At 29.1% G+C, this 14528-nt stretch carries 13 protein-coding genes; all 13 read right to left on the bottom strand.

Features of this window, described 5'->3' with window-relative positions:
- Positions 1-37: 37 nt before the first annotated feature.
- The 13 genes from KGF46_RS00970 to ftsY all read right to left on the bottom strand — a co-directional run bounded on the left by KGF46_RS00970 (position 38) and on the right by ftsY (position 14509).
- Positions 38-805, bottom strand: a complete 768-nt coding sequence (locus KGF46_RS00970; RefSeq protein ID WP_227841973.1) for a ribonuclease HII — start codon at positions 803-805, stop codon at positions 38-40.
- 71 nt (positions 806-876) lie between these two features.
- Positions 877-3069: an adenosylcobalamin-dependent ribonucleoside-diphosphate reductase gene (locus KGF46_RS00965; protein ID WP_227841974.1), complete on the bottom strand. Its 2193-nt coding sequence runs from the start codon at positions 3067-3069 to the stop codon at positions 877-879.
- A 527-nt stretch (positions 3070-3596) separates the two neighbouring features.
- Positions 3597-4892, bottom strand: coding sequence for a branched-chain amino acid transport system II carrier protein (gene brnQ / locus KGF46_RS00960; RefSeq protein WP_227827155.1), 1296 nt, complete (start codon positions 4890-4892; stop codon positions 3597-3599).
- 1133 nt (positions 4893-6025) lie between these two features.
- The gene (gene brnQ / locus KGF46_RS00955; protein WP_227827154.1) at positions 6026-7318 is read right to left on the bottom strand and encodes a branched-chain amino acid transport system II carrier protein; all 1293 of its coding nucleotides are present in this window, start codon (positions 7316-7318) and stop codon (positions 6026-6028) included.
- Positions 7319-7708: 390 nt separating this feature from the next.
- On the bottom strand, positions 7709-8605 hold the full coding sequence (gene ylqF, locus KGF46_RS00950; protein WP_227827153.1) for a ribosome biogenesis GTPase YlqF: 897 nt from the start codon (positions 8603-8605) through the stop codon (positions 7709-7711).
- A gap of 317 nt (positions 8606-8922) precedes the next feature.
- The gene (rplS, locus tag KGF46_RS00945) at positions 8923-9273 is read right to left on the bottom strand and encodes a 50S ribosomal protein L19 (protein WP_227434167.1); all 351 of its coding nucleotides are present in this window, start codon (positions 9271-9273) and stop codon (positions 8923-8925) included.
- A 188-nt stretch (positions 9274-9461) separates the two neighbouring features.
- Positions 9462-10157 (bottom strand): tRNA (guanosine(37)-N1)-methyltransferase TrmD, encoded by a 696-nt coding sequence (trmD, locus tag KGF46_RS00940; RefSeq protein WP_227827152.1) that lies wholly within the window; start codon positions 10155-10157, stop codon positions 9462-9464.
- An 8-nt stretch (positions 10158-10165) separates the two neighbouring features.
- Positions 10166-10681 (bottom strand): ribosome maturation factor RimM, encoded by a 516-nt coding sequence (rimM, locus tag KGF46_RS00935; RefSeq protein ID WP_227827151.1) that lies wholly within the window; start codon positions 10679-10681, stop codon positions 10166-10168.
- 110 nt (positions 10682-10791) lie between these two features.
- Positions 10792-11019 (bottom strand): KH domain-containing protein, encoded by a 228-nt coding sequence (locus KGF46_RS00930; RefSeq protein ID WP_227434164.1) that lies wholly within the window; start codon positions 11017-11019, stop codon positions 10792-10794.
- 65 nt (positions 11020-11084) lie between these two features.
- On the bottom strand, positions 11085-11357 hold the full coding sequence (gene rpsP / locus KGF46_RS00925; RefSeq protein ID WP_003419338.1) for a 30S ribosomal protein S16: 273 nt from the start codon (positions 11355-11357) through the stop codon (positions 11085-11087).
- Between the two features lie 39 nt (positions 11358-11396).
- Positions 11397-12749 (bottom strand): signal recognition particle protein, encoded by a 1353-nt coding sequence (ffh, locus tag KGF46_RS00920; protein ID WP_227434163.1) that lies wholly within the window; start codon positions 12747-12749, stop codon positions 11397-11399.
- Positions 12746-13114, bottom strand: a complete 369-nt coding sequence (gene ylxM / locus KGF46_RS00915; RefSeq protein WP_227827150.1) for a YlxM family DNA-binding protein — start codon at positions 13112-13114, stop codon at positions 12746-12748. Before ylxM ends, ffh begins: the two co-directional genes overlap by 4 nt.
- A gap of 102 nt (positions 13115-13216) precedes the next feature.
- The gene (gene ftsY, locus KGF46_RS00910; RefSeq protein WP_227827149.1) at positions 13217-14509 is read right to left on the bottom strand and encodes a signal recognition particle-docking protein FtsY; all 1293 of its coding nucleotides are present in this window, start codon (positions 14507-14509) and stop codon (positions 13217-13219) included.
- Positions 14510-14528 lie beyond the last annotated feature (19 nt).

Below are 14528 nucleotides of genomic sequence, written 5' to 3'. Positions count from 1 at the left end.
TAGTAATTTATATCGTACATATTATATCACATTATGTTTACAGTATATTTTTCAAGAAGCTTTTTCTATGTATAGGAGTTATCCCATGTTTTTCAATAGCTTCATAGTGTTCTTTTGTTCCATATCCCTTATGAGATTTAAATCCATATTCTGGATATACTCTATCATATTGATACATTATACTATCCCTAGTAACCTTCGCCAATATACTTGCTGCTGCTATTGATATAGATTTTGAATCTCCTTTTATAATTGGATTTTGAACTATATCAATTCCTGGTATTGTCGCTGCATCAACAAGTAAATAATCTGGTGTTTGTTTTAAACAATTTATTGCTTTTTTCATTGCCATATATGTGGCATTTAATATGTTAAATTCATCTATTTCTTCGTTATTTACTATCCCTATTCCATAATCTAATGCTTCTTTTTTTATTACTTCAAAAAGCTCATCTCTTTTTGCTTCACTTAGTTTCTTAGAATCATTTACGCCTTCTATTTTTGTATTTTGCTTAAACACTACAACTGAAGCTACAACAGGACCTGCAAGTGGTCCTCTTCCAGCTTCATCAATTCCTCCAATATATAAATAGCCTTTACTATATCCTTCATTTTCAAACACATTTATAGTTTCTAATCTTTCTGCTTCTTTTCTAATATTGTCCAGCTTCTTGGCAAGCTTTATAGCGAGACTTTGAACAGATTTTCTTTCATCCACTCTTAATATTTCTATATATTCCATATACTTTTCAACTTCTAAAGTCTCAATTATTTCTTTAATCTCCCTCACACTTTTGTTCTGCATACTATCCCCTCATCTTTCACCTGTAAAAATATTATTGTCTTAAACATATTAAGAATCCACTAACTTAGAATTTAATTGCATCCACTATATCCACATTTTAAACATATACTACATCCACCTGTGTGTGCAATTCCTTCACTTCCACACTCAGGGCATACAAACTTTTCATCTTCTTCAAAATTTTTATTTTTTAATTCTTTGGCTTTTTCTTTTTTATTATCTTTTTCTTCTTTATTATTTTTATAAGATTCTTTTTTATTATCTTCTTTTTTGTTATTTTCTTTATTATTTTCTTCTTTTTTTTCATTTATTAAGATTCCACTCCTTTTGCATCCATCTCTAAATATTGTCACTCCCTTAAGACCAGCTTGCCATGCCATAACATATATGTTAAAAACATCTTCAATTGTAGTTTCAAAAGGTATATTTATTGTAGATGATATAGAAGCATCAATATACTTTTGCCATACTTTTTGCATATTTATTCTTTCTTCATATCCTATATTCATAGCAGTAACAAAAAAATCTGGTAAACATTCTTCATCTGTAATACCTTTTTTATCCATATATTCTTTAACTATTGGAGTATATACTTTATAATACACATCTTCATCATGTAAGCTTTCAGTTTTTCTTATATATGAAAGATTAAATATAGGTTCTATTCCTCCACTAATACCTATCATTGTAGATATAGAACCTGTAGGAGGTATAGTTAAGAGTTGTGAGTTTCTAAGCCCATACTTTTTAACCATCTCTTTAGTATCATCATTTAAGTTTTCTATAAAAAATCTAGATTTAGAAATATTTTCATATTTATACTCACTAAATGTCCCGTATTCTTTAGCAATTAAAGCTGATTGTTTTACAGCTTCGTTAAGCATAGTTTTACCAATTAAATCACACAATTCTAAAGATTTATCAGAACCATATCTTATCCCCATCTTTATAAGCATGTCAGCAATACCCATTACACCTAAGCCTATCTGTCTATATTTGTAGACACTATCCCTTTGTTCTTGTAATGGATGTAAATTTAATCCCTCATCTAATACATCATTTAAAGCTACCACAGCTTCTCTAACACAAGATTTTAACTTATTAATATCAAAGGTAGCATGTTCCCCAAATGGTTGTATTACAAACTCTGATAAGTTTATTGAGCCAAGCAAACAGCTTCCTCCACTTGGAAGTGGCTCTTCTGCACAAGGATTTACCCCTGAAAAACAAAAGTCCTTATCTTCACTCATAAGGTTATATGTTTTTATTTTATCCCAAAATAATATGCCTGGTTCTGCATAATCCCAGTTATTTTTAACAAACTTATTAAACAAATCATATGCATTTACTATCTTAACTATTTTTTCTCCAGTAGTTTCAACTTCAAACGTACAATTATACAATTTTTTTTCCTTTACAGCTTGCATAAACTCATCTGTTACTCTTACAGAAATATTTGCTTTAGTAACCTTCTCCAAATCGGTTTTTATATCTATAAATTCCTCTATTTCTGGATGATTTACATCCATAGAAATCATAAGAGCTCCCCTTCTACCTCTTTGACCAATCAAACCTGTTGTCATGCTATAAAGTTCCATAAAAGACACTGCTCCAGTTGTATATTTTGCAGCATTATTTACTTTTGCACCTTTGGGTCTTAATTTTGAAATATCAATTCCAACCCCTCCACCATAACTAAAAGTTCTAGCAAGTTTTTTTGCGGTGTCAAAAATATCTTCTATACTGTCTTTTGGTGGCTCTATCACATAACAATTAGAATAAGTTACTTTTTTACCTTCTTTATGTAAACCTCTATTTGCTAAAATTCTACCTGCAAATAAAAATCTCTTTTGTCTTATTAACTTTGATATCCTTGGACTATTATTTGAAATTCTCTTTATCCATTCATCAAAACTTTCTCCATTATGTCTATACTTATTTTTCCATATTGATTTTTGTAATTCATCAAACTCCCAAGCCTTATGTCTTATTTCTGAACGTCTTTCTCTATATAATATGTAGTGTTTTGCTATATCTTTTCTATTTGATTCCATAAGTAATACTTCCACTATATCTTGGATTTCTTCTACAGATAAGCATTCCTCCATAGAATTATAATCATTAGCGATTTTTCTAGATATATCATATGCTAAATCTCTGTCTACTCCACCTTCACTATTTATACTAGCCTTATAGACAGCATCTTCAATCTTACTTTTACTAAAAAGTTCTTTTGTCCCATCTCTCTTTATTATGTACTTCATTTTTAGACCTCCAATAAATTAGTATTACATTAATACACCTATTAGTTGTAATTCTAAACAAACTTTTTTCTATATTTGTATGTTCTCATATTAATTATCTCACACAATATATATTATACTATTTTATATTCAATATAACACGCTTTATAGTTTTCTCAGTTAAGTAAATGAACTTTCTATATTCTAAATATCTTCTATTAAAAACTTAAAAATAATATAAAAAAGTATATAAAAGTGTAATTATACTCTTATATACTTTATTTTTTTATAAATTTTATCATTTTTTACTCCATTATTTACCATTAAAATTAACAATAAATTCTTTATATTTTACATATAAATATGTTACATATCATAAATATTATTTGTAAATATATATAACAAAGTTCAACCTAACAATAATCTATCTTTAAACTACTGTATTTAATATTCATTTACATATAAAGTTTTACATATCAAAAAGGAATTGCCTCCTAAATGATTTTAATCACTTTAAGGCAATTCCTATATGTATTAATTATTCTTTATTATTGTACAGCTTTACTACTTTGAGATGGAATAAAGTTTCCTATTATTCCTGCTATTAAAACTGGAACTACCCAGTTAAATCCTAATGAAGCTAATGGTAAGCTATTAACTAGAGGAATATTTACACCAAAGCTTGTTGCAACTGTTAATACACTTACTAACAATGCCATATATGCAGCGCATTTGAATACATTGTCATTTTTAATTTGATTACTAAATAATGCTAGTATAACTAGAGTTATAGTTGCTGGATATACCATACTTAATATAGGAGAAGAGAATTTTATTATTGTACTTACTCCAAAGTTTGATATGATTGCACTAAACACACAAACTACTATAACTATATGCTCATATTTTAATTTTCCATTTGTAAGTGTTGAGAAATACTGACCTGCTGCTGAAGAAAGACCTATAGCTGTTGTTAAACATGCTAATGCAACTATAATAGCCAATAGAATCTTACCTGTATTTCCAAGTAATGCTGCTGTTATTGAAACTATTAAAGCTGTTTGTTGAACATCTTGTCCATATATTTCAGATACAGTTGCTCCAAGGTAACATAATCCACCATAAACTAGTGCCATACCTATTACCGCTATAACACCTGCACTTACTGTAGCTTTCATCTTTTCTTTTTCACCTGTATATCCTTTAGATATTACTGACATGATTATAATTGATGCAAATACACTAGCTGCTAATGCATCCATTGTTTGATATCCTTGAGTTATACCTTCTGAAAACACATTTTGTATTAAAGAAGCATCTCTTATGTCTCCTAATGGAGATACAATACCTTTAACTATCAATACTGCTAAAGCTATAAGTAAAGCTGGAGTTAAAATTGATCCAACTATATCTACAACTTTTGATGGTCTTATTGTTAAAACCAATACTATAGCAAAGAATACTATAGAGAATATTACTGGGCTTATTCCTGAACCTATTGTAGGTAGTATACCCATTTCATAAGTTGTTGCTGCTGTTCTAGGTATTGCCAAAAGTGGCCCTATACAGATTACCATTGCACATCCTAGTACAATACTTAATCCTTTACCAGCTCTTGAAAACATTTTTGATGTGTCTCCATTGAACTTAGTTGCTGCTATAACTGCTAATAATGCCAAACCACCATCTGCGAAAAGGAATCCTATGAAAGCTACTAGCCAGCTACTTCCAGATAAAACTCCTAGATATGGAGGGAATATTAAGTTCCCAGCACCAAAAAACATTGCAAATAGTGCAAATCCAATTACAATTACATCTTTAAACTTGATTTGTTTCTCACCCATTTAAAGCACCCCCATTTGAATTTTACTACTTTTTATTACATTTTACCAAAAAATAAGTCCAATCTCTTCTTAAATGAAAACCTTTTGACGAGATTTTATTTAATTATACATTTTTGACTTAAACTTGTCAATTATGTTTCATAATTTATAAAATCTTCGCAATATTTAGTACAACTTTCTTAATTAAATAAAATTAACATGTATACTTTAAACATAGCTGTTTTTTTTATTTTTATTTAATTTTTCTTGACAAAATTAAAACTTTTAAATCATCTTAATTGTGCGACTTTTTGAATTATTTGCATTATTTCCAATTTATATTGCTTTATAGACAATATTAATGTATGCATCACTCTCCTTTTTATTTGTGTATAATCTTTTGAGTTCAATTTAAATTTTAAATATTTTGTGTTTATTATATAATCTGAAAAAAAAGCAGTCAATATGATTTTTAATTTTTTTAATTTTCAAAATTATGATACTTAGAAAATCGTTTTCCTTTTGTCATAACTTCTATTTACGTTAATTCTTGTAGTATTTTGTATTTATTTTGCTAAACTCACTATTAATTTTACTGAATTTCAATTCTACACTTATAAACTTTTTACTTACTTGAGTACCTTCAAATCATTTTTTCTGAAAATTTTTTATTATGATTTATTGATTTATTTTTCTTCATAGAAACTATATTATAAGTTCCAACTTACTAAAACTTTGCAGTTGCTAGTATTCAAGTTATTCTACTTATTTTTTAGAATTTAATGAATAATCTTAATATAAACTAATTAGAAAACAATTTAGTAATTTACATAAGTTATTTATACGTTCAAATGCCTTAAATTTCATTTTATTATTTTATTATTGTCACAATTTTATTTATATAATATTTTTGTAAAAGTCAACTAATACACATATCTTAACTTGTAATATTCTTTTAAATATCTTTTATAAAGACTCAATATTGTTAAAAAATAAACATATCTTTTTTTAATACTTTTATCTAATTTTACTATATTAAATACAAGGAATTAGTATATACTCAAAAAATAAAAAGAGTTATCTATATAAATAGTTTCATTTATTATAGATAACTCTCCTTATTTATAAATATCTATATTTCAATTAAATAAGATTTAATTTGTTCCAAGTGTATTAGATTGACTCTTTGATGGTATAAAGTTACCAATTATTCCAGCTATTACAACTGGAATTACCCAGTTAAATCCTAATGAAGCAAGAGGTAGAGAATTTACTACTGGAACGCTTACTCCATAACTAGATATAACAGTTAATATACTTACAAGCAGTGACATATATACTGCTCCTTTGTATACATTATCATTCTTAATTTTTTCATTAAAGAAAGCTAAAATTATTAAAACAATTGATGGTGGATAAACTATACTTAGTATAGGAGATGCTATCTTTATTATAGTTCCAACACCAAAAGATGCTACTACTGCACTAAATACAGATACGGCTAATACTATTTTTTCATAACTTAACTTACCTTTTGTAAGTCTAGAAAAATATTGCCCTGTTGCAGATGTAAGACCTATAGATGTAGTTAAACATGCTAGAGATACCACTATTGCTAAAATCGCTTTCCCAACATTTCCAAGCAATCCTTGTGTTATATTTACTATTACTTGTGATTGTACTGCATCTGTTCCATACATTGTTGATACAGTTGCTCCAAGGAAACATAATCCCCCATAAACTAATGCTAAGCCACCACAAGCAAGAACACCTGCTTTACCAATCATCTTTAACTTTTCACTAATACTAGTATATCCTTTTTCATTTAAGGATACTATCAGTACTGATGCAAGTGCTATTGCTGCAAATGCATCCATTGTCTGGTAACCTTGACCAATACCTTCTGCAAATACATTAGGTATCATAGGTTTATCTATTATCTCTCCAAGAGGAGATACAACACCTTTTATAATTATGAATGCTAAAGCTATTAGAAGAGCTGGAGTTAAAAATTGTCCAACTATATCTACGACCTTAGATGGTCTTATTGTTAATACATATGATATCGCAAAATAAACTATACAGAATAATAACACTGGAATTGAGCTTCCAAATAAAGGCATCATACCCATTTCATAAGTTGTTGCACCTGTTCTTGGTATAGCTAAGAATGGCCCTATACATAAAATATCTACACAACCTATAAGAATCCCTAATTTCATACCACATCTTTTAAACATTTCTACTACGTTTCCATCGAATTTAGCTGTAGCCATTACTGCTAGAAGTGCCAAACCAGCATCGGCAAATGTAAATCCTAAGAAGGCAATTAACCATTCTGGACCTGTAATTATTCCCAAATATGGTGGAAATATTAAGTTACCTGCTCCAAAGAACATTGCGAATAATGCAAATCCAAATACTATCATATCTTTGGTCTTACCCATTATAAAATCCCCCTTTTTAACCTTATTAAATTAATAAAGTTTCTCAGTTGTTCACGTTTGCATAAATAAATTAACTAAAACAATAAGAATTCATTATTAAATTAATAAAATTAAATAAATTAAATTTTTAATATATTGTATTTATTTGTGCTTATTATATATTATATGAAACAAGCAAGTCAATATGCCAAAATTGCAAATTATCACACTGATTTTAATTTTCAAAAAATTAGGTGTATTTGTCTTAAATTAATATTTTTTAAAGTTTTCTAATCTAATTTATACTTTTATGTGACAGTTTTTGTCTATATTTCAGAAAAGTAAAAAAAACCTTTTTAAAAAGGCTTTTTTTTACTTAATAATATTAATTTTTTAACCTAGCTTTAAAATCTATCTTTTAACACTCTCTGGTACTTCTAGTGTTATATTACCTATTTTTCCATCTCTAAATTCATTTAAAACAGTAGTAGCTATACGTGTATAATCAAGCTCTTTCCCACCTGTTATGAATCCTCTTTTGTGGCCAATCATATCCATTGTTTCAATTGGAGTTTCTCCTAAAGAGTCTAATTTATATCTAGCTTTCAACTTTTCTGGCTCTATTATCATAAGTTTTTCTATAAGTCTTAAAGCTAAAGTCTCAACATCTAAAATCTCATCTTTTATAGCTCTACTAAATGCTAAGTTTAAGGCAACTTCTTGGTCTTCAAACTTTGGCCAAAGTATTCCAGGTGTATCTAAAAGTTCAAGATTTCCCTTTAATCTAACCCATTGCTTACCTTTAGTTACTCCTGGCTTATCTCCTGTCTGAGTACTTTTTCTACCTGTTAATTTGTTTATAAGAGATGATTTACCTACATTTGGTACACCAACTATCATTATTCTTATAGCTCTTTCTTTTCTTCCTTTATCTTTTAAAGAACTCATTTTTTCTCTAGTTACATTCTTACATTCTTCCACTATCTTATTTATACCTACACCTTTTAGTGTATCTACTGGTATAGCTTTTATGTTATTCTTTTTATAGTACTCAATCCATTGATTTAACTTATCTCTATCTGCCATATCGCTTTTATTTAATACAACTACCCTAGGCTTATCTCCTACAAGCATATCTATATCTGGATTTTTGCTACTAAATGGGATTCTAGCATCTAAAAGTTCAACCACTACATCAATTAGTTTTAAGTTATTTTTTACTAATTCTTTTGTTTTCTTCATATGACCTGGATACCAGTTTATATGTAGATTATTATCCATAAGATACTCTTCATATTCATTTGACACATATATCACTCCTTTAAAATAGTATGTTATTATTACCTAATTTTACTTAAAAATATATCTACTTAAGACCTTACATTGTCACCCTTTTAACATCATACTTTACATAATATTATCTTCTTATTTTTAGTATTATTTCAAAATATAATCCAATATTTATTGATTTTATTTTCAATTTTAAAATTCCTAAATCTATCAATAAATAGTATATTTTCAACAAATAATCATATCTACTTACAATTTAATTATTTGTTATGATTTCAATTAAAATAGAAAGAGGACTGATAAATCAGCCCCCCATTTATAAGTAAAGTTTTTAATTATCTATTTCTAGCTTCTTTTATCTTAGCAGCTTTACCTACTCTACCTCTTAAGTAGTTTAGTTTAGCTCTTCTTACTTTACCTTTTCTAGTTACTTCTATTTTTTCTATTTTTGGAGAGTGAACTGGGAAAGTTCTTTCTACACCAACATTGAAAGACATTTTTCTAACTGTAAAAGTCTCTCTTGCTCCTCCACCTTGTCTCTTTAATACTACACCTTCGAATATTTGTATTCTTTCTCTTTTTCCTTCTATAATTCTAACGTGTACTTTAACTGTGTCCCCAGGTCCAAAATTAGGAACTTCATTTTTTAATTGTTCTTGCTCAATTGCTCTTAGCATTTCATTCATCTTTCTTCCTCCTAGATATCATAGACGTTCTTAACTACCCGACCAGTGTAAACAGAGGAACGCCCGTATTTTCAACATTTTATATTATACTATACTTCTATAGTTATTACAAGCACTTTTATATTTTTAATTCCATTTATAGCCACTTTATTGTATACATGTATATTAAGTTTTTATTGTATATGTTTTTATTTTTCTTGAGATTTTTTATATAAGTCTAATCGTCTTTCCTTAGTTATCCTTATAGATTCTTCTCGTCTCCACTCATCTATCTTTTTATGATTTCCTGATAAAAGCACTTCTGGTACCTTTAACTCTTCAAACTCTCTAGGTCTTGTGTAATGAGGATACTCCAATAGATTATCTTTAAATGACTCCTCTTCAAATGACTCGTCCTGATTTAATACTCCTGGAATTAACCTTGATATAGAATCTATCATTATAAGTGCAGGCAGTTCTCCTCCGGTTAGTACATAATCTCCAATTGAAATTTCATCAGTTACTATTAAATCAATAATTCTTTCATCTATTCCTTCATAGTGACCGCATAGAAGTATTATATCTTCTTCAATAGACATCTCCTTGACTATAGATTGATTGTATACCTTACCTTTGGGAGTTAAATAAATTACTCTTGGATTGTTTATATTATGGGTTTTTATTATATGCTTATATGTGTCATATATAGGTTGAGGAGTCATCACCATACCAGCTCCTCCTCCAAATGGATAATCATCTACTTTTTTATGTTTATTATTAGAAAAATCTCTTATGTTATATATATGCACGTCAATTATACCTTTTTCAACTGCTCTTTTCATTATACTTTCATTCATGTATGAATTAAATATTTCTGGGAAAAGCGTCATTATATGAAATCTCATATTACCACCTAATCTATCATACCCTTAATAGGGTCTATAATCATTTTTCTTTCATTTATATCTATAGTAGGTACAAATTTTTTTATAGCTGGTATCATAAATTCCTTATCTTCTTCACCTTTTATTACATAAACATCATTTGCAGAATATTGAAGTACATCCTCCAAGACCCCTACATACTTTCCTTCTATAGTTAAAACTTCCATACCAATCATATCTGCTATAAAAAACTCACCTTCTTCAAGTTCTCTACTCTCTTCTCTAGACACATACATAAATTTATTTTTTAGCTTTTCTGCTTTTTCTATAGTGTCTATACCTTTTATCTTCATTATAACCATAGAGCCTTTATATCTTACATTTTCTACAGTCCACTTGTTGTTTAAATCTTTTCCTAAATAAAAATCTTTCAATTCATCAAATCTATCTATATCATCAGTAAGTGGATAAACTCTTACTTCACCTTTTAGACCTTGTGTGTTTACTATTTGCCCTACCTTAAAATGGGTTAATTTTTCTTTCATGTTATCACCTTCTTAAAAAAATTTAATCTTATGTTACCATATCATCATAAATTCTTAAAACTGTACACAGTTATACAAAAAGGACTAGGCACTATACCTAATCCTCCTCTTTATACTATCTCAAGAGAAACTTTTATGTTTTCTCTATTTGCAACAGATCTTACGACAGTTCTTATAGCTTTAGCTATTCTTCCCTGCTTCCCAATAACCTTACCCATGTCATCCTGAGCAACTGTAAGCTTTAAGACGATACCGTCATTGTCTTTAAATTCCTCAACAACAACTGAGTCAGGATTATCAACTAGAGCCTTAGCTATATCTACAACTAGCTCTTTCATATATTTCATCTCCTAAAAGTAACCTCAACAATAAGTATTTACTTATACTAGTTGCTAAGAGAAAATTATTTTGCTTGTTTAGAAGCTTCGAATTTTTCTATTACTCCGTTTTTTACAAGTAATTTTTTAACTACTTCTGTTGGTTGAGCACCAGTAGCTAACCATTTTATAGCTTTTTCATCATTTATTCTTACTTGTTTAGGTTCAGAAATTGGATTATAGTATCCTATTTCTTCTATAAATTTTCCATCTCTTGGAGCTCTTGAATCAGCTACTACTATTCTGTAGAAAGGTTTTTTATTAGCTCCCATTCTTTTTAATCTTATTTTAACTGCCATTACAGTCACCTCCGAATAATTTTTACTATTTTTTATATTTTATTTAAAAAAAGGTAAACCGCCTAAGCCGCCCCTTTTCTTCATACTTTTTTGTGAACCAGCAAACATCTTCATCATTTTTTTCATTTCATTAAGTTGTTTTATAAGTCTATTTACATCTTGTACAGTAGTTCCACTACCTCTAGCTATTCTTTTTTTCCTAGAAGCATTTAATATTCCTGGGTTACGTCTCTCATATGTAGTCATTGATTGAATTATGGCTTTAGTTCTATTCATTTCTTTACCATTCAAATCTACATCTCCAAGTTGGTCTTTTATATTTCCCATACCAGGCATCATACCAAGTATCTTGTCTAGAGGTCCCATATTTTGTATTTGTTCCATTTGTTGTAAAAAATCTTCAAAATCTAGTTCTTGTTTTTTGATTTTTTGTTCTAATTCCTTAGCTTTTTCTAAGTCCATACTTTCTTGTGCTTTTTCTATTAGGCTTAATACATCTCCCATACCTAATATCCTTGATGCCATCCTGTCTGGGTGGAAAGGTTCTATATCATCTAGTTTCTCTCCCATCCCCATAAACTTTATAGGTTTTTGTGTTACTGCTCTTATTGAAAGTGCAGCTCCACCTCTAGTATCTCCATCTAACTTAGTTAATACTACTCCATCAACACCAAGTGCTTCATTGAAGCTTTCTGCAACATTCACTGCATCTTGCCCTGTCATAGAGTCTACAACTAAAAGTATTTCATGTGGCTTAACTTCTGACTTAATTGACTTTAACTCATCCATAAGCACTTCATCTATATGAAGTCTACCAGCAGTATCTATAATAACCAAATCGTTAGCATTTTTAATTGCATGACTTAAACCTGCCTTGGCAATATTTACTGGACTTTCTTTATCTCCCATATTGAATACAGGTATATCCAATTTTTCACCAACAACTTGAAGTTGCTTTATAGCTGCTGGTCTATAAATATCACAAGCTACCAATAGAGGCTTCTTGCCTTGCTTTTTAAAATATCCTCCAAGTTTTCCTGCTGTTGTAGTTTTACCTGCACCTTGCAATCCAACCATCATTAAAATCGTAGGAGGTTTTGAGGAAATCATTACTTTACTTTGTACATCCCCCATTAAACTTGTAAGTTCTTCATTTACAATTTTTATTACATGTTGAGCTGGTGTCAAACTTTGCATAACCTCTTGTCCAACACATCTCTCTTGAACTTTTTTTATAAAATCTTTAACTACCTTAAAGTTAACATCTGCTTCAAGAAGAGCAAGTTTAACTTCTCTCATAGCATTTTTTACATCTGCTTCTGTAAGCTTTCCTTTTGACTTTAACTTACTAAATGCCCCTTGTAGTTTATCAGACAATCCTTCAAATATCATTTTATCATCTCCCTACATACATCTTCTATATTTTCTAGCTTAGGGATTAAATTAGCACAATCTCTATTGTGCAATAAATCTTCTTTAATGTCAATAATTTTATTTCTTATAAATTTAATATTTTTTTCCTGTTCTTGAAGCTTAGATACTAAATGTAGCTTTTCTTCATAATCTCTTAGTATCTTTTCTGAACGTTTCAATGTATCATATATACCTTGTCTTGATACACTTAGATTCTCACTGATTTCACCTAAAGAGTAATCCTCTTCATAGTATAGAGCTACTATCTCTTTTTGCTTATCAGTTAGTAATTCTTTATACTGTTCAAATAACAATCCAATTTCGACCATTTTTTCTATATTCATATCTTACACTTCCTAGCAGTATACTGTAAAGGTTATTTACTTTACACTATTGTATTTTATATCATATAAACACTCTTGTCAACCATTATTTTTAAAAGAATACTAGTTACCAAATAATGCATCTGAAAATGATTTTGCATCAAAATCCTGTAAGTCTTCTACTCTTTCTCCAACTCCAATAAGTTTTACAGGTACATCTACTTCTGACTTTACTGCAAGCACTACTCCACCTTTTGCTGTTCCATCAAGTTTTGTAAGTACTATACCTGTTATATCTGCAACTTCTTTAAATGTTTTAGCTTGAACAACTGCATTTTGACCTGTTGTGGCATCTACTACAAGAAGTACCTCACGCTTTGCTTCTGGAAATTCTCTATCTACTATTTTAAATACTTTTCCAAGTTCATTCATAAGATTAGCTTTGTTGTGTAATCTCCCAGCTGTGTCACATATTAATAAATCTGCCTTTCTAGCTTTTGCTGCCTTTATAGCATCAAACACTACTGCTCCTGGGTCTGCTCCTTCTTGATGCTTTATTATATCTACATTAGTTCTATTTGCCCATATTTCTAATTGCTCTGTTGCTGCTGCTCTAAATGTATCTGCTGCCGCTAATAAAACTTTTTTTCCATCTTTTTTATATCTATTTGCTAATTTTCCTATCGTAGTAGTTTTACCCACTCCATTTACACCTACCATTAGAATTATACATGGAGCTGGTTCTATGTCTAATGTAGAGTTTTCATTCGTAAGGATATCTTCAACTATAGATTTAAGTTCTTCTCTTACCTTTATTGGTTCAGTAATTCCCTTTTGCTTTATCTTATCTCTTAGTTTCTCAATTATGTCCATAGTTGTATTTACACCAACATCTGCTGTTATTAAAATTTCCTCTAAATCCTCAAGCAATTCTTCATCTATTTTTGTATATGATTTTAAAACCTCATCTATTCTATCAGTTATTCCTTGTTTTGCCTTTGTTAATCCTTGTTTTAATCTTTCAAACAAATTAACTTTCTTTTCTTCATATTTCTCTTCTTTATTTTCATAATCTTCATGTTCAGTTTCTTCATCATTATTATCATTGTTTAATTCTTCTATTTCACTATCTAGAGAATCATTATTTATTATCTCTTCTACCTTTTGTTCATTAATATCTATCTCATCTTCTATCTCTCTATTTTCTTCAGTACTTTCATCAACAACTTCTTCTTCAGTTTTTTCTGGAATATCTTCTACTTTATCTATAACTTCTTCCTCAAACCCTGAAAAAATTGTTTCTTCTATGTTTTCTAAATTGTCAGCACCACTTTCTATTTCTTCTTCTGAGTCAACGTCTTTTTTTTCTAATTCCTTATCCTTGTCTTTGCCAAAACCAAATAATTTTTTTAACACTATTCTTCCTCCTATGTCA

Source organism: Clostridioides sp. ZZV14-6153, from assembly GCF_020657855.1.
Classification (GTDB): Bacteria; Bacillota; Clostridia; order Peptostreptococcales; family Peptostreptococcaceae; genus Clostridioides.
Note: the sequence above shows the minus strand (reverse complement) of the source record. Positions and strands in the feature narration are given on the sequence as shown.

What these genes read in the sequence shown, in the direction of transcription:
- rpsP (WP_003419338.1), bottom strand. Translation starts at nt 11,357, where the DNA reads ATGGCAGTTAAAATAAGATTAAAAAGAATGGGAGCTAATAAAAAACCT.
- brnQ (WP_227827154.1), bottom strand. Translation starts at nt 7,318, where the DNA reads ATGGGTAAGACCAAAGATATGATAGTATTTGGATTTGCATTATTCGCA.
- KGF46_RS00930 (WP_227434164.1), bottom strand. Translation starts at nt 11,019, where the DNA reads ATGAAAGAGCTAGTTGTAGATATAGCTAAGGCTCTAGTTGATAATCCT.
- rplS (WP_227434167.1), bottom strand. Translation starts at nt 9,273, where the DNA reads ATGAATGAAATGCTAAGAGCAATTGAGCAAGAACAATTAAAAAATGAA.
- KGF46_RS00965 (WP_227841974.1), bottom strand. Translation starts at nt 3,069, where the DNA reads ATGAAGTACATAATAAAGAGAGATGGGACAAAAGAACTTTTTAGTAAA.
- trmD (WP_227827152.1), bottom strand. Translation starts at nt 10,157, where the DNA reads ATGAGATTTCATATAATGACGCTTTTCCCAGAAATATTTAATTCATAC.
- ffh (WP_227434163.1), bottom strand. Translation starts at nt 12,749, where the DNA reads ATGATATTTGAAGGATTGTCTGATAAACTACAAGGGGCATTTAGTAAG.
- KGF46_RS00970 (WP_227841973.1), bottom strand. Translation starts at nt 805, where the DNA reads ATGCAGAACAAAAGTGTGAGGGAGATTAAAGAAATAATTGAGACTTTA.
- brnQ (WP_227827155.1), bottom strand. Translation starts at nt 4,892, where the DNA reads ATGGGTGAGAAACAAATCAAGTTTAAAGATGTAATTGTAATTGGATTT.
- ylxM (WP_227827150.1), bottom strand. Translation starts at nt 13,114, where the DNA reads ATGAATATAGAAAAAATGGTCGAAATTGGATTGTTATTTGAACAGTAT.
- rimM (WP_227827151.1), bottom strand. Translation starts at nt 10,681, where the DNA reads ATGAAAGAAAAATTAACCCATTTTAAGGTAGGGCAAATAGTAAACACA.